Source organism: Streptomyces sp. NPDC003943 (assembly GCF_053605265.1).
The window spans coordinates 16,887-43,414 of the sequence record NZ_JBSGIW010000034.1; the positions used below are offsets into that span (position 1 = coordinate 16,887).

Annotated in this window: 17 protein-coding genes; 9 read left to right on the forward strand and 8 right to left on the reverse strand. The window is 73.6% G+C overall.

The window, feature by feature from the left end; all coding sequences use genetic code 11:
* Positions 1-10 precede the first annotated feature (10 nt).
* The 5 genes from ACWEV0_RS16500 to eccB form a co-directional block, all read right to left on the reverse strand.
* The gene (locus ACWEV0_RS16500; protein ID WP_453149982.1) at positions 11-1,231 is read right to left on the reverse strand and encodes a S8 family serine peptidase; all 1,221 of its coding nucleotides are present in this window, start codon (positions 1,229-1,231) and stop codon (positions 11-13) included.
* 14 nt (positions 1,232-1,245) lie between these two features.
* Positions 1,246-2,637, reverse strand: a complete 1,392-nt coding sequence (locus ACWEV0_RS16505; protein WP_453149983.1) for a hypothetical protein — start codon at positions 2,635-2,637, stop codon at positions 1,246-1,248.
* 18 nt (positions 2,638-2,655) lie between these two features.
* Entirely contained in the window at positions 2,656-3,126 is a 471-nt protein-coding gene (locus tag ACWEV0_RS16510; RefSeq protein ID WP_453149984.1) for a hypothetical protein, read from the reverse strand.
* 99 nt (positions 3,127-3,225) lie between these two features.
* A complete protein-coding gene (gene mycP / locus ACWEV0_RS16515; protein WP_453149985.1) occupies positions 3,226-4,461 on the reverse strand; it encodes a type VII secretion-associated serine protease mycosin in 1,236 nt (411 codons plus the stop codon).
* A 94-nt stretch (positions 4,462-4,555) separates the two neighbouring features.
* On the reverse strand, positions 4,556-6,100 hold the full coding sequence (gene eccB / locus ACWEV0_RS16520) for a type VII secretion protein EccB (protein ID WP_453149986.1): 1,545 nt from the start codon (positions 6,098-6,100) through the stop codon (positions 4,556-4,558).
* 212 nt (positions 6,101-6,312) lie between these two features.
* Between eccB and eccE the strand changes: the two genes are divergently transcribed.
* The 8 genes from eccE to ACWEV0_RS16560 all read left to right on the forward strand — a co-directional run bounded on the left by eccE (position 6,313) and on the right by ACWEV0_RS16560 (position 18,534).
* Complete coding sequence (gene eccE, locus ACWEV0_RS16525; protein WP_453149987.1) at positions 6,313-7,662, forward strand: type VII secretion protein EccE; 1,350 nt, start codon at positions 6,313-6,315, stop codon at positions 7,660-7,662.
* Positions 7,663-7,976: 314 nt separating this feature from the next.
* Complete coding sequence (locus tag ACWEV0_RS16530; RefSeq protein ID WP_453150016.1) at positions 7,977-8,795, forward strand: hypothetical protein; 819 nt, start codon at positions 7,977-7,979, stop codon at positions 8,793-8,795.
* 216 nt (positions 8,796-9,011) lie between these two features.
* Positions 9,012-12,395, forward strand: coding sequence for an SCO5717 family growth-regulating ATPase (locus tag ACWEV0_RS16535; protein WP_453149988.1), 3,384 nt, complete (start codon positions 9,012-9,014; stop codon positions 12,393-12,395).
* A gap of 191 nt (positions 12,396-12,586) precedes the next feature.
* On the forward strand, positions 12,587-14,449 hold the full coding sequence (locus tag ACWEV0_RS16540) for an ABC transporter substrate-binding protein (RefSeq protein ID WP_453150017.1): 1,863 nt from the start codon (positions 12,587-12,589) through the stop codon (positions 14,447-14,449).
* A gap of 2 nt (positions 14,450-14,451) precedes the next feature.
* Complete coding sequence (locus tag ACWEV0_RS16545; protein ID WP_453149989.1) at positions 14,452-15,525, forward strand: ABC transporter permease; 1,074 nt, start codon at positions 14,452-14,454, stop codon at positions 15,523-15,525.
* A complete protein-coding gene (locus ACWEV0_RS16550) occupies positions 15,522-16,418 on the forward strand; it encodes an ABC transporter permease (protein WP_453149990.1) in 897 nt (298 codons plus the stop codon). Before ACWEV0_RS16545 ends, ACWEV0_RS16550 begins: the two co-directional genes overlap by 4 nt.
* Positions 16,415-17,551, forward strand: a complete 1,137-nt coding sequence (locus ACWEV0_RS16555; RefSeq protein WP_453149991.1) for an ABC transporter ATP-binding protein — start codon at positions 16,415-16,417, stop codon at positions 17,549-17,551. Before ACWEV0_RS16550 ends, ACWEV0_RS16555 begins: the two co-directional genes overlap by 4 nt.
* Complete coding sequence (locus tag ACWEV0_RS16560; protein ID WP_453149992.1) at positions 17,548-18,534, forward strand: oligopeptide/dipeptide ABC transporter ATP-binding protein; 987 nt, start codon at positions 17,548-17,550, stop codon at positions 18,532-18,534. The genes ACWEV0_RS16555 and ACWEV0_RS16560 overlap by 4 nt, the downstream gene beginning before the upstream one ends.
* A 36-nt stretch (positions 18,535-18,570) precedes the next feature.
* On the opposite strand, the gene ACWEV0_RS16565 is transcribed toward ACWEV0_RS16560, so the two are convergent.
* Both ACWEV0_RS16565 and ACWEV0_RS16570 read right to left on the reverse strand, forming a co-directional pair.
* On the reverse strand, positions 18,571-19,608 hold the full coding sequence (locus tag ACWEV0_RS16565) for a hypothetical protein (RefSeq protein ID WP_453149993.1): 1,038 nt from the start codon (positions 19,606-19,608) through the stop codon (positions 18,571-18,573).
* A gap of 294 nt (positions 19,609-19,902) precedes the next feature.
* A complete protein-coding gene (locus ACWEV0_RS16570) occupies positions 19,903-21,039 on the reverse strand; it encodes a type III polyketide synthase (RefSeq protein WP_453149994.1) in 1,137 nt (378 codons plus the stop codon).
* A gap of 340 nt (positions 21,040-21,379) precedes the next feature.
* Between ACWEV0_RS16570 and ACWEV0_RS16575 the strand changes: the two genes are divergently transcribed.
* Positions 21,380-22,597 carry a cytochrome P450 gene (locus ACWEV0_RS16575; RefSeq protein ID WP_453149995.1) on the forward strand — a complete coding sequence of 406 codons (1,218 nt, stop codon included), beginning with the start codon at positions 21,380-21,382 and terminating at the stop codon, positions 22,595-22,597.
* Positions 22,598-22,600: 3 nt separating this feature from the next.
* Here ACWEV0_RS16575 and ACWEV0_RS16580 read toward each other — a convergent pair whose 3' ends face one another.
* The gene (locus tag ACWEV0_RS16580) at positions 22,601-23,566 is read right to left on the reverse strand and encodes a bifunctional riboflavin kinase/FAD synthetase (protein WP_453150018.1); all 966 of its coding nucleotides are present in this window, start codon (positions 23,564-23,566) and stop codon (positions 22,601-22,603) included.
* Between the last annotated feature and the right edge of the window lie 2,962 nt (positions 23,567-26,528).

Sequence of the window (26,528 nt, forward strand, 5' to 3'; positions counted from 1 at the left end):
ATGGCGTTGCTCATGCGTCTGTCGACGCTCTCCTGCGTACGACCACCGCGACGACGATGCCGACGAGGGCAACGACGGCGATGGCACTCGCGGCGATGGCCCAGAGCGGGAAGCCGCTCGATTCGGGCTTTGCTGCCGCTGCCCCCGTGTTCTCAGGAGAGGGGGAGGTCTGAGGTGACTGCGATGCCGGGGACTTGCTCGGTGCCTGGCTCGGTGCCGCACTCGCCTGCGCGGCGAGCAGCGGGTCGACGTTCGGGTCGCCCGGGTCGCCCTTGCCTTCGAGCAGGACCTGGGCGGGGCGGACGGAGCCGTAGCCGATGTACTTGCTGGGCACGGGGCCGTTGTGTCCGGCGGTCTCGAGCATCACGCGGAGGACCTGGTTGCCGGTCCAGTCGGGATGGGCGGACCAGATGAGGGCGGCTGTGCCGGAGGCGATGGCGGTTGCCTGGCTGGTGCCCTGGCCGGCGCAGAACTTGCGCTTGTCGTTGGTGCAGCGTCCGGGGATCTCGACGCCGGGGGCGGCGAGGGCGAGGTGGGAACCGTAGTTGGAGAACTTGGCGACCTTGCCCTTGGTGTCGAGGGCGCCGACGGCGACGACTCCGGGGATGGCTGCCGGGTAGACCGGACTTCCTTCGCCATCGTTTCCGGAACCGGCGAAGATCAGAGCACCCTTCTTGCGGGCGTAGTCCACGGTTGCCCGCCAGTCAGCTGTATCCGACTCCATGGCGGGACCAGCTCGAGAGATGTTGATGACGCGAGCGCCGTTGTCCACCGCGTAACGAACGGCCTTGTACGTCGTCTGCCAGTCAACGCCAAAGTTTGCGCCCGTCCTTACGGGAAGAATCATCGCGCCTGGAGCAATGCCCTTGACCCCGCCGTCAGCCCCGCTACCAGCGATGGCAAGGGCCATGTTCGTGCCGTGGCGGTCGGTGTCCTTGTCGTCCACCCGCCCCGGCCCCCCCAAGTCGAAGTCCCGTCCGGGCAGTACGTTTCCGTGAAGCTCCGGCAGTGTCGAGTCGACTCCGGAGTCGACCACGGCAACGGTGATCCCCTTGCCCGTAGCCACCTTCCACATTTGGTCGGCCTTCATCGCGTCCAGGTACCACTGACGCGACCGCATGTCGTCAGCCTGCGCCGGCGGCGCCGCGACGGTCCACGTCGCGACGACGGCCGTGAGTGCGCCGAGCAACCCTGCTGCTCGGCTGCGAACGACCCGGGTGAGGGGGGACATAAGGGGGGCGACTCCTAGTCGATCACGGGTGGGACGATCCGGCGCTGGCCCGAGGTCCAGGTCTCCTCGTCCTCGGACAGGTAGTCGGGACGGTGACCGACCGTGCGTTCGGCCTCGTGCTCCTGTCCGGTCGAGGCGGACGGGCGAACGAGACCCGAGCCACCCGGAGTGAACGCCGACCGTCCAACAGCTCGGGACGCGGAAGGCGTTCCTACGGTTCCACCGTGCTCCATCGCGAGACGGCGACCGGAGGACCCACCGGAGACGCCGGAAGGTCCGTGCATACCGCCACCCGGACCGTGCACGCCGCCGGCGCCACGACCGTACGGAGTGGAGGACCGCTGCTCCTCGCCGATGACGGTGCCCATGGGCATCCGAGGCGGTCGCGGGCCGCCGAGCCCCGGCGGCCGGGTCGACGGCACCTGGCGGCCTCCGACGATGCCCTCGGCGGGACGGGGACCGGTCAGCGGACTGGGACCCTGCAGGCCGGAACGCGTCGCAGGGCCCGGCAGACCCGGGATGCCCGTGCGGGGCAGACGGCGGTCGACGACGGGGCCGACCGGCGGGGCCATCGGCGGCAGCGGAACGGGCGTCGGGCCGACTGTGGTGACCGGCGGCGCCGTCGGCGGCTGCACAGTGGGCGGCTGCACCGGCGGGCGCGTCGGTGCGTCCGGGATAAGGGTCGTGGAGTCGAGGTTCGTGTTGACGTCGGGCAGCGGCGGCCTCGTCGGCGCGGTCGGCGGCATGGAGATCGGCTCCTGAATGTCCCGGACCGTACCGCTCGGAGTCGATACCTCAGCGCGCTGAAGAGACGTGTGGCTCGTCGCGGTAGCCCCCGTGCCCGTACTCGCATACGTCGCGGAGCCGGTACCAGTGCCACTCCCCGTGCCGTACTCTCGCTCTTTTTCGCCGATACCGTCATTGATCATCGGCTTGAACTCCGGCTGCCGCTCCGACGCGATCCGCGTACTCGTCGCGTCGTAATACGACGACAGCCGCTCCATCGCGCTCACCGCCTCCTGGAGCTTCGGGCCCGTCTCCGCCTCGATCCGGGCCTTCTCCTTCTCCGGGTCGGCGTAGCACATGCCCGCCGGCTTCGGCAGCGCCGCCTTCGCCTCGGTCAGGGCGCTGCCCGCGCGCTTCATCTCCTCGGAGACGACCTTGGTGAAGTCGCCGAGGACCAGCGTCTCGGACACCATGCCGGCGCCCCAGGTGCGGAACGCCTCGGCGCCCTCGCCCTCCCACTTCACTCGGGAGATGTAGTGGCGAAGGTCCGCGGCGATACCGAGGATCTTCGGCACCGCGGCCGCGAGCGCTTCGCCCGCGCCCGTGACGTCCTCGGGCTTGGCGGACGCGATCATCGCGTAGAGGGCGTCCAGGGACTTGCCCTCGAACTCTCCAGACATCGTGCTGCACTCCCCCGCTTAGCTGAATCCGCCGGAGTCACCGGTGTCGGTCGTCGGCTTGGGCGCCGGCTCGCCGGGCTTGGCCGCGCCGCCCTGTCCGGCGTCGCCGTTGTGCTTCTTGTAGTCGTCCTCGGTGCGCTTCTGGATCTCCGCGAAGCGATGGCGCTCTTCTTCGTCCACGCCCGTGTAACCCTTGTCGGCGATCTGCGCCCGGATCCCCATCGCCTCGATCGTCTCGCCGAAGATCTTCGTCAGCTCCTCGAGCCGCGTGCGCACCTTGTCGTACGCCCCGTGCAGCTCGGTCGCCGCGCTGAAGCCCGTGCCGTACGAGGCCGGCGTGACCTTCTGCTCGGCGATCTTCGTGTGTTCGGCGGGTGAGCCCTTCAGCTCCTCTAGCAGCTTCTGCATGCGCGACTGGAAGGTCAGGAGCGTCACGTCTCCGACTTCCAGGCCGTTCTGCTTGCCGCCGTCCCCGTTCGGCCCTGCCACTTCAGTTCCCCCTCGTCCCGCTCGTCACGCGTACGAACTCGCCTACTCTAACCACCTGGTACGACAGTTCCAACTGCAAAGTCACCTAGGTACTCGTACTCATTCGCCGGCTCGTCGCACCGCCCCGCGCCGCCGCCTGCTGTCGCGAATCACCGTGGCCGCTCCTGCCACCACGGCGACCAGTACGGCGCCGATGCCCAGGGCGTACGTGGCAAGGCGCTCCGTGCGCTCCTGCGGGGTCTCCGCCAGGGAGATGTGGGCCGGTTCGGGGGCCGGGGCCTTTGAGGGGCCCGGGTCCGGGGTGGGGCCGGTGAGTGGGGGCTCCGGGCCGTCGGCGAGGGCGCGGACGGGGTCGACGACGCCCCAACCCACGTGGTTGTCATGGCCGTTGACGGAGCGGATGGCGGTCTGCTCGATCCGGGTGACGATCTGCGCGGGCTTCCACTTCGGGTACTTGGCGCGCAGCAGGGCCGCCACGCCGGACACGTACGGGGCGGAGAAGCTCGTACCGTTGTCGACGCACTGGCCGCCGCCCGGCACGGTGGAGACCATGTCGACGCCGGGTGCGGCGACGCCGACGAAGGTGCCGGACTGGGAGAAGGCGGCGCGTTCGTTGTTGCGATCGGAGGAGGCGACGGCGAGGACTCCCGGGAAGGCCGCGGGGTAGGTGTTCTTGAGTTTGCCGTCCATGCCGTCGTTGCCCGCGGAGGCGACCACCACGACGTCGGCGCGGATTGCCCTGGCCACCGCCTGTCCCAACTTCGACTCGGGGCTCAGCGGCTGGGTCGTGTCCTGGGAGATGTTGATGACCTGGGCGCCCTTGCTCACCGCGTAGTCGATGGCCAGCGCCATGCTGTCGGACTTGCCGCTGTTCTTCTCGTCGTTCTGCCGGATCGGGATGATGGTCGCCTCGGGCGCGAGGCCGACGAATCCGGTGCCCTTGCGGGGGCGGGCGGCGATGATGCCGGCGACCTTGGTGCCGTGGCCGACCTCGTCGACCGTCCCGTCGGTCTTGCCGCGCTTGTCGTCGCCGGGGCCGGGGTTCTTCTTGTCGGGCTGGAGGTAGTCCTTGCCGGCCTTGGCGTCGACGGCGGTCTTGAGCTGCGGGTTGACGTCGTCGACGCCGGTGTCGATGACGGCGACCCGGACGCCCTTGCCCTTGGTGTCCTGCCACAGCTCGTCGAGGAGCACCCGCTGGAGCGCCCAGGGCGTGCCCTCGATCTGCTTCTTCATCGGGAAGGTGCACTCGCCGCTGCCGTTGATGTCCACCGGCTGCTCCGGGTCCGCGTCGGCGTACGCCGCCGGGGATGCGCACAGCACGCCCGCCACGGTCATCGCCGCGAGCAGGGAGATCCCCCGGCGCCCCCGGGACCCCCGGGCCCCTTGGGGCCCTTGGGACCTTCGATACGTCCTCACCATCGTCACCCCCTCACGAACCCTGCGGCTGGCGCGCGCTGTTGGTGTCCAGGCGCGGGCCCTTGGACAGGAACTCCGACCATTCGAGTGGTACGAGCACGGGGGTGACCCGCTCGTATCCGAGGCGCTTCTGGGCGTCGCTGGGTTCCGGGCGCCCGTCGTTCTGCTGCTGGTCGGGGGCACCGATCTCGGAGCGGCCCTTGTCACTGTCACCGTTGGCCTGGACGGCGTAGCGCAGTCCGGTGTCGGTGACGAGGAAGAGCGAGCCGTCGGGGCGGGCCTGCTTGCCGCCCTGGAACTGGGTGTAGAGCAGGCCGGTGCCGGGGGTGACGTACGTGCTGGTGCCGCCGGCGGTGATCTCCGCGGGGTACTTGGCACCGGCCCAGGTGGACAGCGTCGTACGGCCCTTGGAGTCCACGCTCTCCAGGACGGAGCAGATGGTGTCCCGGGAGCCGGCGTCGCCGACGGAGTTGATCTGGGTGGACTTCGCCTTCGGCCACTTCAGGCCGCCGCCGAACTCCTGCGAGTCGGGGGTGAGCGACTGCAGGTCGACGGCGGGCGCCTCACCGGCCATGTCGAGGCCGTCGGTCTGCGGGGAGTTGATGATCAGCCAGGCGGTGAAGTCGGAGACCGGCTGCACCTTGCCCTGGAGGACCACGTACTGCTGGGACCCGGAGCCGGTCTTGACGCGCAGCACCATGCCGATCCGGTCCTCCTTCTCGGTCAGGCCGCCGTTGACGCCCGCGTCGGCGCCCACCTGACCGGGAATCGTGGGGTAGTCGACGGGGTCACCGGTCTTGAGGGTCGCCAGCCAGTCGTCGGTGACCTGCTGGGGCTCGCGGTTGACGCCGAACAGCGCGGTGGTGAGGTTCTTGGCCTGTTCGTTGACGCGGTACTTGGTGCCGGTGTCGTCGACCAGGTACTGCGTCTTCCCCGTCTGCCCCTGCACATACAGGATCTGACCGGGCTTCAGCTTGCTCTTGTTCTCGATGCGGTCGGTGTCGCGCTGGGCGAAGAGGAAGGTGGCCTTCTGCACGCTGCCGCCGTTGCCGCCGCCCGGCTGCTCGCACACGGCCCAGCGCTTCGCGGTGCCGGCGTCGGTCTCGCCCGGGAGGCGGTCGGGGGCGTACGGGATGCCGAGGATGGGGCCGCGCGGCGGCTTGCCCTTGTCGAGTTCGGCGTCGTCGACCTGGACGACGTGGAAGTCGTCCGGGTTCAGCAGGAGCCGGGCGGAGGCCAGGTTGAGGACCGGGTGGAGCAGGGTCTTCTTGTCCTTGCCCTTGCCGGTGGTGAGGACGACGTAGCGGGTGGTGGACTGCTTGCCGATGATCACGTTGGTGCCGGGCTTGTCCCAGCCCTTGGGCGCGGTGGGCCGGAACATGCCCCAGGCGCCGAACCCGGCGATCACGAGCGCGCCGATGACGAGGCCCGGGACGACCGCGCGCAGCGGCTTGGGCGCGCCCTCCTCCGTGCCCGTGGGCGAGGGTTGGAGGAATGCCGCCACCGTGCGCTTCTTCGCAAAGGTGTACGCGTTGAGCTCGTCCCGCCGTGATGCCATGAGTCCCCATTTTCGTCAGGCGCGGTCTTCGCGCGGCAGTCCACGGCAGCCCGGGGAGCATGGCGCCCGGGCCCCGGCTGTCGGACCGGCCCCCTACTATGCCTGCTGTCCGCCCGCGCTCGTGGGGCGGGTAGGGTGATCCGGCCGCCAGGGGCCTGCCAAAGGGCCGGTGGGGCACGGTGATCGGGACGAATTGAGGGGGATTCTCCATCATGGCTTCCGCTACGCGGACGCGGCCCACAGCGGCCGCGCCCCCTTCCGCGCCCTCCGCGAACCCGCCCTCGGGGCCCGGTTCGACCGCTCCCTCCTCGGTCCCGTCCTCGGTTCCGTCCTCGGTCTCACCGAGGCTCCAGGCCCGCCCCGGACACTTCGGTGCGTTCCGATTGCAACAGCTCGTACTGATCGAGGTGGCGGCCGCGCTGCTGTTCGTCGCCGCGGTCGTCGACAAGCTGCTCCTGGTGCCCGCCGGCGTGGTCGCGGCGGTGCTCGTCCTGCTCGCGGTGGTGCGCCGGCACCGGCGTTCGCTGCCCGAGTGGCTCTCCACCTTCCTCGCGCTGCGCGCCCGCACCCGCCGGGCCGCCTCCTTCACCGTGCCGGAGGGCACGGAGCCGGGGCTCGCCCCGGTCGTGGAGTGCGATCCGGCGCTGCGCACGTACACGTACAGCGACCGTGAGCGACGGCCGATCGGGATGATCGGCGACGGCACGTTCCTGACGGCGGTGGTACGCGTCGAGTCGCAGGGTTCGGCGCTGCGCCCCGACCGCGGGGCGCGACCGCTGCCGGTCGGGCTCGTCCGGGACGTGCTCGAAGTCGACGGCATCCGCCTGGAGTCCGCGCAGATCGTGCAGCACACCCAGCCCGCGCCCGCGCCGCACCTGCCCGCGCAGTCGATGGCCGCGCGCAACTACGGGCCGCTGCAGGCACAGACGGGCTCACCCGCGCTCCGCGTCACCTGGGTCGCGCTCAAGCTGGACCCGGAGCTGTGCCGGGAGGCGGTCGAGGCGCGCGGCGGCGGTATGGAGGGTGCGCAGAAGTGCCTCGTACGAGCGGCGGACCAGTTGACGAGCCGGCTCGCCGGGGCCGGTTTCCGGGCCGTCGTGCTGAGCGAGCAGGAGCTGACCGCGGCCCTCGCCACCTCGACCTGCGCCAGCCCGATGGCGATAGCGCAGGCGGGCCGCGGCCACGCGCCGGGCCGGCGCACCCAGGAGACCGCGCGCACGTGGCGGGTCGACGACCGGCGCCACACGACGTACTGGGTGGGCCGCTGGCCCCAGTTGGGCGCCGCGGGCGGCGCGGGCGCGTCGATGCCGCAGCTGGTGGCGCTGCTGACGTCGCTGCCGGCGCTCGCGACGACGTTCAGCCTGACGCTGAGCGGGGGTGACCGCCAGGAGGTGACGGTCACCGGACACGTACGGATCACCGGGCGCAGCGACGAGGAGCTCGTGACCGCCCGGCACGAACTGGAGCGGGTGGCGCGCGGCGTGAAGACGGGTCTGGTGCGGCTCGACCGCGAACAGGTGCCGGGCATGCTGGCGACGCTGCCGCTGGGGGGTGCGCGCTGATGACGATGCCAGGGGCGGGAAGCGCAGTGCCCGGCGGGGCACAGGGGCCGATGCCGGGCGGGATGGCGGGTGCGCCGGCGGCCGGGATGGCGGGTGCGCCGCAGGCCGGGATGCCGGTGGCCGGCGGGGCGCCGATGCAGGGCGGAGTGCCGGTGGCTGGCGGAGCGCCGATGGCTGGTGGAGCGCACATGGCGGGCGGGGTGCCCGCCGGCGGTGCGGCCATGCACGGCGGAGTGCCCACGGCCGGCGGTGCGGCCATGCAGGGCGGTGCGCCCGTGGCCGGTGGGGTGCCCGTGGCGGGGCCGTCTGCCGGCATGGCCGGAAACGGACTTTCGGGCGGCACGCACGTCCGGCGGGGCGGCGGGCGGCGGGCCGGCGGTCGCCCCTCCGGGCAGGGTGGAACAGCAGCAGTTCGTACGGGACGGGGCACGAAGGCCCGGTTCGGCTTCGGGCTCATCGGCCCGCGCCGGGACCGCCACTCCGTGCCGGTCGACCAACTCGACGCGCTGGCCCTTCCGGTGGGCGACGACGGCATGGTCATCGGCGTCGACGCCGAGGGCCGGCCGGCCGTGCTCGGCATCAACCAGCCGAGCCCGTACGACGTCACGCTCATCGGCGGCCTCTGGACCGCGCAGGTCCTCGCGCTGCGCGCGGCGGCCACCGGTGCCCGCGTCGCCGTCGAGACCGGCCGCGCCCCCGCCTGGACGGCGCTCGCCCAGGCGGCCGGCGGCGGCCAGCCCTGCGTCACCCTGCACGACGTGGGCCGGGTGCCGCCGCAGGGCGCGTCCGCGGGCAGTCCCGTGGTCGTCATCCGCGACTGCGGCATGCGGCCGCCGCGCGGACGCGTGGTGTCCGGGCCGTGGCAGTCGGTCGTGACGCTCCTCCCCTACCTGAGCCCGGTCGCTCCGCGACTGCTCGAGAAGTCCTCGCTCGTCGGCGTCCAGCGGGTCTCCCCCGACGAGGCCGCCCAGATCGGCCGCATCATGGGTCTGCAGCGCGCGGAGTGGGAGGCGCTGTCCACGTTGGCGGACGGCGTGACGCTGTGGTGCACGCCCGGCGACCGTCAGTTCGTGATGACCCAGGCGACGGACGCCGAGACGGGACTGCTGGGCGGCGCCCGCCGGATGGACTGAGGGCGAGAATCGATTGCCAAATCTGTCCATTTTTGGACAGGTTGGGCGCATTTGTATCGCCGGGTGGTTCACTGTCCGGTACCCGCAGGTCACTTGAGGACCGGATGTGACGCTGCGGTGGGCTGTCGGCCCTGCCCGGGGGGCGCGGTTGGCGTTTAGGGTGGGATGTGCCCGCCCACGACTGCACACGGGTGCGCGACCACACCAGGAGGCAAAGTGAACCGCGATCGGGACGAGGTCCAGGGGGGTTGGAACCCTCCCGTCGACGATCAGTCCGACGCAGATCCCGCCGAGATGACGGGTGAGTTCACCATCGACTACACCCCTCCGGCCTGGTACACGCAGAACGCGGCCGGCGGTGGCGGTACGGGCTCCGCGCCCACGCCTCCCCCGCCCACCGGCGCACCCCTCGCCGTCCCCGGCGCCTGGGCGTCACCGCCCGCTGCTCCGCCGGCCCCTGCTCCGCCGGCCCCTGTTCCGCCTGCCCCTGCTCCGCCGGCTCCTGCTCAGGCGGCCGCGCCTTCCGCGCCGGTGGCGCCCGCGGCCGAGCCGTTCGGCGGCGGGGACGTGGAGAGCGGCGCGACGATGCGGTTCTCTCCGGCGGCGCTGAAGCGGGAGTTCGCGGAGCGGGACGCGGCGGCAGCGGCCGGCGCTCCGGCAACGGGCCCTGCGGCCCCGGTACCGGGCGCGGATGCGAGTGCGGCCGCGGAAGCGTCTGCGGCTACGGGTCCGGGCGCGGCTGCGGCTTCGACGTCCGAGGCCGGTGGCTCGGCCTCCGCGCAGGAGACCGACGGGTGGTCCGCCACCGCCGGGGCGCCCGTCGGCACGGCGGGCCCGCTGCCGGGTGCGCTCCCGGACGGCTTCGTCGGCACGACGGGGCCGGCCGCACCTCCGGCGAACGACGGTGACGTGCGGGAGGCTGCCTCCGCGCCCGAGGGCTCCGTCGACGCGGAGGTTCCGGCTGAGCCGTCCGTGGGTGACGCCGCCGCGCCGGAGGCCGATGCGGCTTCTCTCGCCTCCGAGGCGCACGCCGACACGACTTCGGCGCCCGAGGCACCGGCTGCCGAGGCCCCGGCCGGCTCGGCGGTCCCCGGCGTCGGCGGTACCGCACCGGACGCCGACGAGGACCCCGCCTCCGAGGTGAAGGCGCCCTTCGAAGCCTCCAGCGAGGCGGGCGACGCTGCCGTTGACACCGCTTCCCCGGCGGCAGGTGCCGAAGACGAGGCGGCGAGCGCGACGACCGGGGACAGCACCCCGGCCCCGCTCGACACCGGCGGCGTGGACACCGCCGCCTCCGACGACGCGGCTGCGCAGGCCGCCCAGGAGAGCGACTCGCCCGAGAACGGCGACGGCGACGGCGACGGCGACGGCGACAACAACGCGCCTCTCGTCGGCTCCGACGCCACGGCGGGGTCGGACCCGGCCGCCCCCGTCGCCGCGGACGCCACCCCCGGCTTCCCGGCGCCCGCGAGCATCCCCGCTCCCGCCGCCGCTCCCGCCCCGCAGGACGCCGTCCCCGGCGGCCTGCCGCCCGCCGCGCCCGGGCCGATGCCCGTGCAGGGTGGTGCGCTGCCGCCGCTGCCGCCGTCGTTCCAGCCGGCGACGCCCGCGGGCGCGCCGCAGTGGCCGGCGCAGGGCGGGCCGGGTGAGCAGCCGGTGCCGCCTGCGGCCGGGCCGATGCCCGCCGCCGCGTCGTGGCCGGCGCCGCCCGGGCCCGTACCGCCGCAGGCACCGCAGGGCGGCTACGGCTTCCCGCACCCGGGACAGCCCGCCCAGCCCGCTCAGCCTGTCCAGCCCGGCCAGCAGCCCCAGCCGCCGCAGGCCCCCCAGGCCGGCTACGGCCAGCCCACCCAGGCCCCGGCCCCCCAGGGCGGTTACGGCTTCCCGCACCCCGGTCAGCCGCCGCTCCCGCCCCAGGAGACCCAGCAGCCGCAGCAGCAGCCCCAACAGCCCCAGGGCTACGGCTTCCCGCAGCAGGCTCAGCCCCCCGCCCCGCAGGGCGGTTACGGCTTCCCGCACCCGGGACAGCCGGCCCCGTCCGCCCAGCCCGGCCAGCCGCCTCAGCAGCCCCAGCCGCCGCAGGCCCCCCAGGCCGGCTACGGCCAGCCCGCCCAGGCCCCGGCCCCCGAAGCCGGCTACGGGTTCCCGCACCCGGGACAGCCCGGCCAGCAGCCCCAGCCTCCGGCCCCCTCCCCCGTCGACCCCCGTACCGGTGCCGCCTGGCCCACCGCCGTGACGCACGATCAGCGCGAGCGGTCCGTGCCCGGCGCGCCGCTCGGGTACAACGCGGCGGTCGAGCTGTCGTCGGACCGGCTGCTCCGCAACACCAAGCAGAAGGCGAAGTCGTCCCGCAACCCCGGCTCCGCCTCGCGCTTCAAGCTCGGCGGGAAGCGGGAGGAGGCGGAGCGGCAGCGGAAGCTGGAGCTGATCCGGACGCCGGTGCTCTCCTGCTACCGGATCGCGGTGATCTCGCTCAAGGGCGGCGTCGGCAAGACGACGACCACGACCGCCCTGGGCTCGACCCTCGCGACCGAGCGGCAGGACAAGATCCTGGCGATCGACGCGAACCCGGACGCCGGCACGCTGGGCCGCCGGGTGCGGCGCGAGACCGGGGCGACGATCCGCGACCTCGTGCAGGCGATCCCGTACCTGAACTCGTACATGGACATCCGCCGGTTCACCTCGCAGGCGCCCTCCGGTCTGGAGATCATCGCCAACGACGTGGACCCGGCCGTGTCGACGACGTTCAACGACGAGGACTACCGGCGGGCGATCGACGTCCTGGGCAAGCAGTACCCGATCATCCTGACGGACTCCGGCACGGGTCTGCTCTACAGCGCGATGCGCGGGGTGCTCGACCTGGCCGATCAGCTGATCATCATCTCGACGCCGTCCGTGGACGGCGCGTCCAGCGCGTCGACGACGCTGGACTGGCTGTCGGCGCACGGGTACGCGGAGCTGGTGCAGCGGTCGATCACGGTCATCTCGGGGGTCCGCGAGACCGGCAAGATGATCAAGGTCGACGACATCGTGCAGCACTTCCAGACGCGCTGCCGCGGCGTGGTCGTGGTGCCGTTCGACGAGCACCTCGCGGCGGGCGCCGAGGTGGACCTCGACATGATGCGGCCGAAGACCCGGGAGGCGTACTTCAACCTCTCGGCGATGGTGGCCGAGGACTTCGTACGGGCGCAGCAAGCGCAGGGCCTGTGGACCGCCGCGGACGGGCAGGGCGGAATGCCGCCGCACATGGCGCCGCCGATGCCGGGCCAGCCGCAGCCGGGTCAGCCGTATCCGGACCAGCAGCAGCCCTACGGAGCGCAGCCCGCGCCCGGCCGGCCCTACCCGCCGGCGCCGGGTCAGCCGTACCCGCCGCAGCCCGTACCCGGCCAGCCGGCGCCCGGCCAGCCGTACCCGCCGCAGCCGATGTCCGGTCAGCCGATCCCGGGGCAGCCGGGACAGCCGGGGCAGCCGTACGGAGCGCCGCCCGCGCCCGGGCAGATGTACGGGGCGCAGCCGGGCCAGCCGCCCGTGCCGCAGGGATGGCAGCAGCCCCCGGCCACGGCGCAGCCTCCTCAGGCGCCGCCAGCCCCTCAGCAGTAGGGCGTCACAGGAATAGACCAATGAGACCCCGTGCCGGTGTTCCGGTACGGGGTCTCGTGGCATTCACGCAGTCCACAAGGGGTTTGATGCATCGTTGACGACGGCAGATCACCGCTGATACACCTTCGCTTCGTCCATCGTCAGCCCAAGATCCACGGCACAACCCCTACGCGAGGTCACGTCCCATGGTCATGGTCACGAAGGTTCCACCCCGCCCCAGAGCCGTCCACCCCCGCCCCCCGCGCCCCCTCCGTCTCCTCCGCCTCCTCGTCGCGGCCGGGCTCACCGCCGCCTCCCTGGCCGCCGTCCCGGGGCCGGCGCAGGCCGAGGACGACAAGGCGGACTCCGGCTCCACCCTCACCGTCGCCGTCTCGCAGAGCGTCGACTCGCTCTCGCCGTTCCTGGCCCAGAAGCTCGTCTCCACCAGCATCCACCGGCTGGCCTACGAGTACCTGACGAACTACGACGCGAAGGACGCGCACCCGGTCCCGGGTCTCGCCACCGCCTGGAAGGCCTCGCCGGACAAGCTGACCTGGACGTACACGATCCGCAAGGACTCGTACTGGTCCGACGGGCAGCAGGCCACCGCCGAGGACGCGGCCTGGACCTTCAACAAGATGATGACCGACCCGAACGCGGCCACCGCGAACGGCAGCTTCACGGCCAACTTCAAGAAGGTCTCCGCGCCCGACCCGCAGACCCTGGTCATCGAGCTGAAGCAGCCGCAGGCGACGATGACGGCGCTCGACGTGCCGATCGTGCCGAAGCACGTCTGGGAGAAGGTCTCCGACTTCTCCAAGTTCAACAACGACCAGCAGTTCCCGATCGTCGGCAACGGCCCGTTCGTCATCACGGACTTCAAGGTCGACCAGTACATCAAGCTGAAGCCGAACAAGCGCTTCTGGCGCGGGGCGCCGAAGTTCGACGAGCTGGTCTTCAAGTACTACAAGGACGGGGACGCCGCCGTCGCCGCGCTGCAGAAGGGCGAGGTGTCCTTCGTACCGAACCTGACGCCCGCCCAGGCCGCCGCCCTGAAGACGCAGCGGAACATCAGGGTCAACGACGCCCCCGGCCGTCGCTTCTACGCGCTCGCCACCAACCCGGGCGCCCGTGCCAAGGACGGGAAGACCTTCGGCAACGGCAACAAGGCACTGCTCGACCCCGAGGTGCGCAAGGCGCTGTTCCTGGCCGTGGACCGGGCGACACTGGTCGACAAGGTGTTCCAGGGCCACGCCGTCGAGGGCGCCGGCTACATCCCGCCGCGCTTCGCCTCGTACTTCTGGCAGCCGGCCGACGGACAGAAGCGCTCGTACGACCCGGCGAAGGCCGAGCAGGTCCTGGACGCGGCCGGATACCGGAAGAACGGCGACGGCAAGCGGGTCGGCAAGGACGGCAGGCCGCTGGAGTTCCGCATCCTGTGTCACGCCACCGACCCGAACGACAAGGCGGTCGGCAAGTACCTGCAGGAGTGGTGGGGCAGGATCGGCATCGGGCTGAAGGTCGAGTGCCTGGACAGCGTCTCCGACCCGTGGGTGAAGGGCGACTACGACCTCGCCTTCGACGGCTGGTCGGTCAACCCCGACCCGGACTACGTGCTGTCCATCCACACCTGCGGCACGCTGCCCGCGACGCCCAAGGACACCGGCGCCACCGACAACTTCATCTGCGACCCGGGCTTCGACTCGCTGTACGCCCGGCAGGCCGTCGAGTACGACGCCGCCAAGCGCACCGACCTGGTCAAGCAGATGCAGTCGCGGCTCTACGACACGGGGTACATGAACGTCATGGCGTACCCGAACGCCCTGGAGGCGTACCGCACCGACCAGATCCGCTCCATCACCACCATGCCCGAGGCCGGCGGCAACCTCTACGGCCAGGACGGCTACTGGAGCTGGTGGTCGGCCGTGCCCGCCGCGCAGGCGTCCGGCGACTCGGCGTCCGGCGGCTCGTCCACCGGTGTGGTCATCGGGATCGGCGCGGCGGTCGCGGTCGTCGTCGGCGCCGGGATCTTCCTGATGATGCGCCGCCGCTCCACCGCCGACGACCGCGAGTAGCCGTGACCAGCGCAAGCACGCCCGCCTCCTCGGTGGTCCCGGCCGACACGGCCCGGACCGCCGAGGGCGGCGCCCCCCGCACCCGTACCGCCGCCGCCCTGCCGTATCTCCGTCACGCGGCGACGAAGGCCGCCGGCGCGGCCGTCTCGCTGCTCGCCGTCCTGGTCACCAGCTTCTTCCTGTTCCGGATCATCCCGGGCGACCCGGTGAAGACGATGACCCACGGCATGCCCACGACGGCGGAGCAACTGGCGACCCTGCGCCACCAGTTCGGACTCGATCTGCCGCTGTGGCAGCAGTTCACCGACTACTGCGGCAAGGCGCTCACCGGCGACCTCGGCACCTCCTTCCAGTTCCGTGCGCCGGTCGGCGACCTCATCGCGCAGAAGCTGCCGGCGACGCTGCTGCTCACCGGCACGGCCGTCGTCCTCTACTCGGCGCTCGGCCTGTGGCTGGGCACCCGCTCCGCCTGGCGGCACGGCAGCCTCGGCGACCGGGTCAGCACGGGAGTGGCGCTGACCCTGTGGTCGGTGCCCTCGTTCTGGCTCGGACTGCTGCTGATCATCGTGTTCTCGGTCGGCCTGGGGCCGGTCCCGGGGCTGTTCCCGACCGGCGGCATGGAGTCCGGCACCGGCGAGACCGGTTTCGGTTACGTGCTCGACGTGGCCCACCACATGGTGCTGCCGGTGCTCACGCTGGTCGCGGTCGGGTACGCGCAGACGCTGCTCGTCATGCGCTCCTCGCTGCTCGACGAGATGGGCGGCGACTATCTGACCACCGCCCGGGCGAAGGGGCTGCGCGACGACGCCGTGCGGCGCCGGCACGCCGTGCCGAACGCGCTGCTGCCCACCGTCACCATGGTCTTCATCAACCTCGGCCATGTGGCGGCCGGTTCGATCCTGGTGGAGACGGTGTTCTCCTGGCCGGGCCTCGGCGGGCTGTTCTACCAGGCGCTGAGCGTGCCCGATCTGCCGCTCGTGCAGGGCCTGTTCGTGGTGTTCGCCGGCGCGATGATCGTGATGAACCTGGTCGCCGACCTCCTCTATCCGCTGCTCGACCCCCGGGTGGGCCGATGACCTCTCCGACGACCTCTCTGACCTGGCAACGCCGGCGCGGCAGCGTCGCCCGCTTCTGGAAGCAGTACCGCACCCACCGCGCCGGGCTCTGGGGCCTGGCCGGGCTCGCCGTCATCGGCCTGATCGCGCTGGCCGCGCCGCTGCTCGTCGGCGCCGACGTGCAGTCGGTGACACACGCGCCCGGCACCGCCCTGGAGTCACCGAGCGCCGAATTCCCGCTGGGCACCGACCAGTTCGGGCGCTCGCTGCTCGGGCTGCTCGTCTGGGGCGCGCGCATCTCGCTGCTCGTGGGGCTCCTGGCGGCGGCGCTCTCGGTCGCCATCGGCACGCTCGTCGGGATCCTCGCCGGGCACTACGGCGGCTGGTTCGCCACCGTCGTCATGCGGATCACCGACTGGTTCCTGGTGATGCCGACGCTGGTCCTGGCGATCGTGCTCGCGACCGTGATGTCCCGCTCGATGTGGACGGTGATCCTGGCGATCGGGGTGACCAGCTGGCCGACGACCGCCCGCCTGGTGCGCGCGCAGACGATCGCGGTCGAGTCCCGCCCGTACATCGAGCGGGCCACCGCCCTCGGCGGCGGGCACGGGCACGTCATGGCCCGGCACGTGCTGCCGAACGTGATGCCGCTGGTGCTCGCGCAGACCACGCTCGGCATCTCGACGGCCATCCTCACCGAGGCGACCCTCGCCTTCCTGGGACTCGGCGACCCGACCGTGGTCTCCTGGGGCGGGATGCTCCAGGACGCGCGCGAGGCGGGCGCGGTCTCGTCGGGGCACTGGTGGTACCTGGCCCCGCCCGGGATCGCCATCGCGCTGGTGGCGCTCGCGTTCACGCTGTGCGGTCGGGCCGTCGAGTCCGTCCTCAACCCGAAGCTGGGGGTGGGGCGTTGAGCACGCCGCCGCTGTTGGAGGTACGGAACCTCAGCGTGACGTACGGGTCCGGGCCGGCCGCCGTCCCGGCCGTACGCGGCGTCGACCTCACCCTTCCCGCCGGGCGGAAGCTCGGCGTGGCGGGCGAGTCGGGCTGCGGAAAGTCGACGATGGCGCTCGCGCTGCTGCGGCTGCTGCCCGCCTCGGCCCGCGTCGGCGGCGAGATCCTGCTCGACGGCGAGGACGTCCTCGCCATGAAGTGGGGCCGGCTGCGGGCGGTGCGCTGGGCGGGGGCGTCGATCGTCTTCCAGGGCGCGATGCACTCGCTCAACGCCGTGCGCCGGATCGGTGACCAGATCGCCGAGCCGCTGCTCGTGCACGGGATCGCCACCCCGGCGGCGGCCCGGAAGCGGGTCGGCGAGCTCCTGGAGCAGGTGGGGCTGCCGGCCGCGCGGGCGGCGGCGTATCCGCACGAGCTGTCCGGCGGGCAGCGGCAGCGCGTGATGATCGCGATGGCGCTCGCCTGCGATCCGCGGCTCATCGTCGCGGACGAGCCGACGACCGCGCTCGACGTGATGATCCAGGCGCAGATCCTGCGGCTCATCGAGCAGCTGGTCGCGCAGGAGGACATCGGCCTGCTGATGATCAGCCACGATCTGGCGGTGCTCGCCGACACCTGCGACCGGCTGGCCGTGATGTACGCGGGGCGGGTGGTCGAGGAGGGCCCGGCGAAGGCGGTGTACGAGGCGGCCGCGCACCCCTACGGGCGGGCGCTGTCCTCGGCGTTCCCGCGCATCGGCGACCCGGCGTCCCGGCGCGCCCCGCGCGGCCTGCCGGGCGACCCGCCGGACCCGGCGGCCCTGCCGGGCGGGTGCGCCTTCCATCCCCGCTGTCCGGTGGCGGAGGAGCGGTGCGCGTCGGAGGACCAGGAGCTGAGGCCTGTCTGGAGTTCCAGCGCGGGAGAAGGAGCGGCGTCTGGTGCCGACGAATCCAAGGCGGAGGAGGGAGTCGACGCGGTGCGTCGGCGACCGGCGACAACGCCGGAGGCGGCGGTGCCAGACGCCGCGACGCCGCGGGGGAACTCCAGACAGGCCTCAGGGGACGCGGGCGCGGGGCGCCGGGCGGCCTGCGTACACGTGGGGAGCACGGCATGAGCGCGGCACCACTTCTCTCGGCCCGGGACCTGCGGGTGGAGTTCCCGGGGCGGCGGGGCGCTCCGGTCGCCCGGGCGGTGGACGGGGTGGACCTGGACATCGGCGCGGGTGAGATCGTGACGCTGGTCGGCGAGTCCGGCTGCGGCAAGACGACGCTGGCCCGCTCGCTGCTCGGCCTGGTCCGCCCCGGTTCGGGCTCGGTGCGGTTCGCGGGCGCGCCCCTGTCGTACACGGGCAGGGCGCTCAAGGCGTACCGGAAGCGGGCCCAGCTGGTGCTCCAGGACCCGAGCGGTTCGCTGAACCCGCGGCACACGGTGTACGACGCGGTGGCGGAGGGGCTGCGGATCCACGGGTACGCGGGCGACGAGCGGGCGGCGGTCGCGGAGGCGCTCTCGCGGGCCGGGCTGCGGCCGCCGGAGCGGTTCTTCCTGCGCTATCCGCACGAGCTGTCCGGCGGGCAGCGGCAGCGCGTGGTGATCGCGGGCGCGCTGGTCCTGGAGCCCGAACTGATCGTCGCGGACGAGCCGGTGGCCTCGCTCGACGCGTCGGTGCGCGGCGAGATCCTGGCGCTGCTGCTGCGGCTGCGCGACGAACTGGGCCTCTCGGCGCTGGTGGTGACGCACGACCTGGGCCTCGCGTGGAACATCGCGGACCGGGTGGCGGTCATGTACCTGGGCCGGATCGTGGAGACCGGCCCGGTGGAGGACGTGCTGACGAATCCCCGGCATCCGTACACGCAGGCGCTGTTGTCGGTGCTTCCGGAGTCCGGGGGCGAGCCGGTGGTGCTGACCGGCGAGCCCCCGGATCCGGCGCGCGTCCCGTCCGGCTGCCGCTTCCACGCCCGCTGCCAGGTTCTCGCCTCGGGCACGGCGGCGGAGGTCGCGGACCGCTGCCGCACGGAGGACCTGCCGGTGCTCGGCGGGGGCGGCGGCGAGCGGGAGGTGGCCTGTCACTGGGCGCACGGGGCGGCGGTACGGGGCTGACGCCCGTACCGCCGCCGGGGCGGTGTGTGCGGCCGGTCAGTGGGTGGCCGGCTTGCCCGCGGGCTGCTGCGCGGGCTGCGTCGCGGGCTTGGTGACCGGCTGGGCGGCCGGCTGCTGGGCGGGCTTGGTGACCAGCTGGGTGGCCGGCTGGGCCTGAGGGGCCGGCTGGGCGGCGGGCTGAGCGGGAGCGGCCGGGGCGGCGGGCTTGGTCGCGGTGCCCGGCGCGCTCGGGTTCTGCGGCTTCCCGGCGGGCCGCTGCGGGATCGAGCCCTTCGCGAACACCTCGCAGGAGGAGATGTTCGTCCGCGTGGAGACGGACTGCACCGCGCAGGTGTCGTTGCCGACGCCGGCGTCCACCGTGCCCCAGTGCTCGCCGACGGTCAGGAGCGCGCCGCCGGGGCCGGTGATCGTGTCGTCGCCGGGGCCGGACTGGATGAGTCCGCCGGACTCCGGGCCCAGGGCCTCGACCTCGATCCGGTCGTTCTCGCTGCCGCCGATGACGCGGCCCTGGAAGTCGACGGTGCCGGTGACGATGGTGTCGGCGCCGTCGTTGCCGTCGACGAGTCCGCCGCCGCGGCTGAACTCGCCGGGCGCTCCCCAGACCGAGCCCGTGGTGATCTTGTCGTCGCCGTCGTCGCCGCGCACGGTCGCGCCGTGCGCGGCGCCTCTGCCGTGCACGGTGGCCACCGTGATGGTGTCGTTGCCCCGGTTGCCGCGGACCATGCTGAAGCTGTCCTGCGCCACGAGGTGCTTGGCGCGGATGACGTCGTCGCCCTCGCCGCCCTGCACGAGGGAGTCGATGACCAGGCCCTTGACCTCGATGTGGTCGTTGCCCCCGAGGCCGGAGACGGTGACGTTCACCAGGTCGCTGTCGCACAGGATGTTGTCGTCCCCCGAGGTGCCGTTGACCTGGTCACCGGGTGGGGCCGCGACGTCGTTGACCCAGCACTGGTGCATCGGCACCCGCGCCGAGGCGTGCGCGGGCGTGCCCGCGAGCGAGGCCGCGGCGATCAGGACGGCCAGCGCGGCGGGACCGCGCGCGGCGCGGCTGACGGAGCGGGGCGCGACGGACATGCGGAACTCCTCGGTGATCGGTGCTGAATCGTGGTGGGGTCCGCGTACGGGTGCGAGAGCACGGACGGGTACGGGGGGTACGGGGTGGGTGGAGTGGTCGATCCGCTCCCGCGGCGCGGCCGGCGCCGACCGCGCCGCGGGTTCGGATCGGGTGGCGGCCCGGATGCGGGGGCTCGGCGCACGCCCGGCCGCGGTGGGGCTCGGGCGCCGGAGCCGACCCGGCTGCGGGGCGCTCCGGCGCCGGAGCCGACCCGGCTGCGGGGCGATGGGGCGCCGGGGCCTGCCCGTACCGGCTCAGGCCGCGCCGGTACGGACCGGGGTGGTGTGCCGGGGCGCGTAGCCGACGATCCGGCGGGCGCGCAGGTCGCGGGCGGGCTCCGCGTCCCCGTTGGTCCAGCGGCCGAGGCACATCTCGGCGGTGATGCCCGGCCCGAAGCCGGCGATCATGCCGCGGGCGCCCTCCGGGAGGCCGCCCTCCTCGAAGAGCCGGCGCACGGCGTCGAGGACGACGGCGCTGGCGATGTTGCCGTATTCCGTGAGGGTCGCCCGGCTGAACCGGAAGGATTCGGGCGGGACTTCGAGGAAGCGGCTGAGGTCGTCGAGGATGCGCGGGCCGCCCGCGTGGATGATGTAGAAGTCCAGGTTGCCCGCGTCCCAGCCGTGGTCGCCGGCGAGTTCGCGCAGCGCGGGCGCGAGCGGCTCCATGGTGCCGGGCACGCGCTTGTCGAGCAGGAAGTGGAAGCCGGTGGCGCGCACGCTGTAGGCGATCCAGTCCTCGGTGTCGGGCACCAGGTAGGAGTTGTTGCGCTCCAGGGCGATGCCGGTGCCGCCGCGGCCGCGGACGACGGCCGAGGCGACGGCGTCGCCGAACAGGCCGTTGGAGAGCAGCGAGCCGACGCCGAGGTCGGTGGGCTGGTAGCACAGCGAGCAGAACTCGCAGGCGACGATGAGGACGTTGGCGTCCGGGTAGGCGGTGCAGAAGTCGTGCGCGCGGTTGACGGCCGCGCCGCCCGCCGCGCAGCCGAGCTGGGCGATGGGCATCTGACGGGTGTGACCGGGGAAGCCCATGGAGTTGATCAGCCAGGCGGTGAGCGAGGGCATCATGAAGCCCGTGCACGACACGTAGATGATCATGTCGATGTCGGCGGGGCGCAGCTCCGCGTTGGTCAGGGCCTCCTTGACCACGGCCGGGACGCGGGCCTTGGCCTCGGCCTCGTACAGCGCGTTGCGCTCCTCGAATCCGGGGTGTTTCAGGGTCTCCTCGATGGGCTGCACGATGTGCCGACGGGTGACCCCGGTGTTCCCGATCAGCCGCAGGGCGAGGGGCAGTTGGGGGTGGTCGGCATGGCGTGACCGGGCGAGGTCGAGGGTCTCCTCCATCGTGATCACATGCTCGGGGACGGACACCGCGGGCTTGCACAGAGTCACCACGACACGCGCTCCTTCGTCTCGTTTCGCCGTGAACTGGGCCCCACACTCACCCCGCCGTCGCGAGCCCGCAACCGCGAGCGCGAGCGGTCGAAAGCGGAGGGTTGCCGCCAGGCGAGCGAGCCGAGGGGGCGCGACGGTGTCGAAAGGGAGCGCGCGCGGGGGGCGTGAAGAACGAGCGGACGGTCGGCCTCCCCCGGACATCGTCGGAGAGGGTGCCCCCACGGCGGCTCAAGTGCCCCGGGCCGGGCGAGCCGCGCCCCGGGAAAGGGGAATTCGTCCGTACGGGGGGCTGTCGGCGCTCGGCGTGTCGCGGGCCCGGGCGGCTGGGAACACCGTCCACATGACCTCCGAACCCACGGCCGTGCCACGGCCCGTCCGCACCTGGGCGGTCGAGGACCTGCCGGCCCTCGACTTCGACCCGCTGCTGACCGAACTGCTCCATGACGAGCCCGTCGCCCGGATCCGGCTGCCGTTCGGCGCGGACCACGAGGCGTGGCTGGTCACCCGCTACGAGGACGTCCGCGCGGTGACGTCGGATCCCCGGTTCAGCCGGACGGCCCTGCTCGATCGCCAGGTCACCGGGATGACCGGCCACATGGTGGCCTCCAAGGCGGCCCTGAACTACGCCGATCCGCCGTACCACACACAGCTGCGCAAGGCGGTGACGAAAGCTTTCACCGGGCAGTCCACCAAACGGCTGCGCCCGCTCGCCCAGGCCACCACGGACCGGCTCCTCGACGCGATGGAGGCGGCCGGGCGGCCGGCGGACCTGATGACGCACCTGCACGGGCCGCTGCCGCTGTCCGTGGTGTGCGATCTCCTCGGCATCCCGGACGCGGACCGCGCGGAGCTGGCCTCCTGGCCGGACCTCATCCTCTCCTCCGGGCCGGGTCCGGAGAGCAGCCGGGCCGCGAAGGCCCAGATCCACGGCTACATCACCCGGCTGCTCGAACAGCGTCGGGCCGAGCCCGCCGACGACCTGGGCGGGGTGCTCGCCGAGTCCCTGGCCGAGGGGCACATCGACGCCGACGAGGCCGTGTCGCTGGCCATGGCGATCCTGATCAGCGGCGCGCACGCGGTCCGCAACAACAGCGCCAACATGGTGTTCCTGCTGCTCAGCCGGCCGGACCTGACGGCCCGGCTGCGCGCCGAACCCGAGTTGCTCCCGCAGGCCGTGGACGAACTGCTGCGCTGGATCCCGCACCGCAACGGCGTGGGCCTGCCGCGGATCGCCCTGGAGGACGTCGAGGTCGGCGGGGTGGTGATCCGGGCCGGCGAGGCGGTGTACGCGTCGTACCTGGCCGCCAACCGCGACCCGGAGGTCTTCGACGACCCGCACGCCGTCGACTTCGACCGTACGGGCGTCGGCCACCTCTCCTTCGGCCACGGGCCGCACCACTGCATGGGCGCGATGCTGACCCGGATGGAGTCCGAGGTGATGCTGTCGACGCTGCTCGCCCGCTACCCGGAGCTGCGACTCGTGGGCCGGCCCGAGGACGTGCCGTTCCAGTCCAAGGGCCTGATCCGGGGGCCGCGCGAGCTGTACGTGACCTGGTGAGCGTTACGCGGAGGGGTGCGCGGCGTCGTACGCGGCGGTCAGCTCCCGGCACTTCTTGACGTCGTCGGCCATCGCCACGAGCAGGTCGTCGAGGGTGTCGAACTTGAGCATCCCGCGCACGTAGGCGAGGAAGTCGACGGTGACGTGGAGGCCGTACAGGTCCAGGCCCTCGCGGTCGATCGCGTACGCCTCCACGGTCCGCTCGGTGCCGTCGAACTGCGGGTTGGTGCCCACCGAGATCGCGGCGGGCATCCGCTCGCCGGCGGCGGTCAGCCAGCCCGCGTAGACGCCGTCGGCGGGGATCGCGGTGTGCGGCAGGGTCTCGACGTTGGCGGTCGGGAAGCCCAGCTCGCGGCCGCGCTGGGCGCCGCGCACGACGACGCCCTCGACGCGGTGCGGGCGGCCGAGGATCTCGGCCGCGCCCGCCATGTCGCCCTCGGCGACGAGGCGGCGGGTGAGGGTGGAGGAGAACGGCTCGCCGCCGCCGGCGGCGCCGGTCACTCGCAGGTCGATGACCTCGACGTCGTAGTCGTAGGTGGCGCCGAGCTCGGCGAGGTACGCGACGTTGCCCGCGGCGCGGTGGCCGAAGCGGAAGTTGGGGCCCTCGATCACGCGCTTGGCGTGCAGCTTGTCGACGAGGACCTTCACGATGAAGTCGGCCGGGGACAGCTGCGAGAACTCGGCCGTGAACGGCAGGACCAGGACCGCGTCCACGCCGAGCTCGGCCATCAGCTCGGCGCGCCGGTGGTGCGGGGCGAGCAGCGGCGGGTGGCTGCCGGGGCGGACGACCTCGGAGGGGTGCGGGTCGAAGGTGACGACGACGGAGGGGACGCCCAGCTCGCGGGCGCGCTCCACGGCCCGGCCGACGATCAGCTGGTGCCCGCGGTGCACCCCGTCGTAGGAGCCGATGGTGACGACGCTGCGCCCCCAGTCCTCGGGGATGTCCTCCAAGCCACGCCAGCGCTGCACTGTGACCGCTCCTCGTCCGCCTGTACCCATGTCCACGTGTACGCCCGCGCCTGTCGGCGCTGGTCTAAGACTGCCATGAGCATGCGGCTTCGTCGGCATCGGCATGGTGTTGGCCATGTCTCTCAGCTCCCCGCGAATAAAGCGGGAGGCGCCGGTTCCGGGGGCGGCGAGCACGGGCGCGAGGGCGGCGCGGGGCGCGGGGAGGCGCAGCAGGCCGGTGACGAGGGGGTGCAGGACGCAGCGCACCTCCGGCCCCTCCTCCAGCCGCCGGTCGACGAAGGCGGCGACGAGCGGGGCGCCTTCGGGGCGCGCCTCGGCGTACTCGGCGACGAGGGCGGCGGCGCGGCGGGCGAGGCGCGGGGTGTCGACCTCGGCGAGGACGTGCAGGACGGCGGCGGGCTCGTCGCCGAGGAGCCGGCGGCGCAGCGCGTCGAGTACGGGCTCGGGGTGGGTCGGGAGCGCGGCGGCGAGGGCGGCCACGGGCACGGCCGGGTCGGCGGCCGCGCGCGGCAGGAACCGCCCCCGGCAGTCCGGGTCCCGTACGAGCAGGCCGAGCGCGGTCCCGTGCAGGGCCCGGTCGGCGGGCCGGGCGAGCAGCGCGAGGGCCGCGTAGCGCAGGGTGCTCCGGTCGGCGGCGGTGGCGTACGGGGCGACCAGCTCGCCGTACGCCGCTGCCGCCGCCCGCCGCTCCGGCCGCCCGTCGTCGTGCGCCCACCGATCCACGGCCCGGCACAGCGCCGCCGGCTCGTCCGCGGCGAGGGCGCTGAGCAGCCCTTCGGCGAGCGGGTGCGCGGTCGCGACCAGCGCCTCGCACAGATCGTCCACGGCCGCCGACCGGTGGGTGTGCAGCAGCGCCTGCGCGGCGGCCCCGACGGTGGCCCCGGGCGCCCCGGCCAGTGTCCGCTCGTCGCCGAACCAGCGGCAGAGCAGCGGCTGCACCCCGCGCGGGTCGGCCACGAGCCGCTCCGCGACCAGGTCGAGAAAGCGCCCCTCGGGCAGGGGGTCGGCCCCGACGAGCCGCCGCAGCAGGTCGAGCCGCTCGTCCTCGGCGACGGTCAGTCCCCGCCAGAACCCGACGCCGAGTCCGGGCAGCGCGCCCACCGTCCCGATGTGGTCGGCGACCCGTCGCAGCACCGGCAGATACGGCCGCGGATCCGGGGTCCCGTCGAGGAACCCGACGAACAGCCGCGAGGCCCACCAGGCCCCTTCGGCGACCGCGCCGGCCCGGCCCGCGGGCGGTTGCCCTTCCGCGCCGTCGGCTGCGGGGGTTCCCGGGCCGCCGGATTCCGGGCCGCCGCCCGGCGCGGCCCCTCCCCTGGTCGCCGCGAGCGCGTCCGCCAGCCACAGGAGGCGGGGCGTCAGGCCCTCCGGACCGTGGTCGCGGTGCAGGTGGTGGAGGGCCTGGAGGACCGGGCCGATGCGGTGGCGGGGAACGGGGAGCGGGGTCGGGGGGTGGACGAGGGTGGGAAGGGCGCGGTCGAGGTCGAGGTGGGTGGCCTGGAGCCAGTCGGCGAACTCCTCGTGGGCGAAGCGGTAGCCGGGACCGGCCGGGACGAGGAGCGACTCGGTGAGCACGGCCGGGGCCCAGCCGGTGGACCAGGGGAAGAGCTCCTCGAAGGACTGCCGGTCGAGTTCGCCCTGGCCGGGGCCGAGGCAGCGGCGGGCGGCCTCGTGGACCTGGCCGCAGACGCGGGCGGCGAGCCGGCGGACGGCGGTGCCGCGCAGCACGGGGCGGCGGGCGGCGGCGATCCGGACGGCGACGCGCAGGCACATCAGGTCGAGGTGGGCGGCGAAGATCTCGTCGCGGCCCGGCCGGCCCGGCAGGTCGCCGCGGGTGGCGGCGCGCAGCTCGCCGAGAAGCCTGAGGGCGAGCGGGTGCCGGGCGTCCGCCTCGGCGATGCCGTCGTCGGGGACGCCGTGCCGACGCCGGGCCTCGGCGGCCTCCGCCTCGCTGAGGTCGCCGAGGAGGACGGTGGCCGGCTCGGTCCCGTACAGCGGGCTCGCCTGCTCCCAGTGCTCGGGCCGGCAGGCGACGACCATGCGCGCGCCGTTGGCGGTGAGCCACTCCTCGGTCGCGCTGGTCCAGCCCGCGAGGCGATGGGCGAGCAACGGCGGCATCTCCTCGGGCGCGTCGAGGAGCACGAGCAGCGGCCCGACCGCGGCGGCCTCCTCGGCCGTGACGCCGGCCGGGTCACCCGGTGTCCCGGACGCGGCGGCGATCCGCCCGGCCCGCCGCAGCGCCCGCCCCACCGCATCGGCGACGCACCGGTCACCGGCCCGCAGATCGGCCCCGCGCAACCACAGCGCGGGCGCGGGCGCCGGGCCACGGACACGGCGCGCGGCGAGCCCCGCGAGCGCGGTGGTCCGCCCACTGCCGGGCACCCCGACGACGGCCACGACGGGAGCCCGGCCACCCGACCGGGCACCCCCGGCAGGGTCTGGCCCCGGCGCGACAGGCCGACCGCCGCCGAGCGCCTCCCCCGGGTCCGACAACCGCCCGTCCCGGGAGTCCTGGGCCGAACCGGGCGAAGCCCCGGCCGGACCGGGCGCGCCGCCGCCGCCCGAAGCCAGGCCCGGGTCCCCCGGCCACGCGCCGCCGGGCCGCCCGTCCCGGAAGTCCTGGACCGGACCGAGCGTGGTCGGCCGGGCCCCGACCGGCGCCTCGCCGAGGTCGCCGGGCGATGCCCCGGCCGGTCCCGGCGCGCCGCCGCCGCCCGAAGCCAGGCCCGGGTCCCCCGGCCACGTGCCAGGGGAGCTCCCGATCCGCCCCTCGCCGGAGGCCCGGTCCGTGTCCCCGTCCCCGTCCGCGGCCGCGCCGGGCCCGGTGCTCCCGCCCGCGTCCCCGCCCTTCCCGCCGGGAGAGGCCGTTCCGGGGCCCGTCGGCCAGCCTCTTGCCAGCTCCTCGCCCAACTCCCCCAGCCGGCCGTCCGGGTGGTCCTCGGTCTGTCCGAGAGTGGTCGCC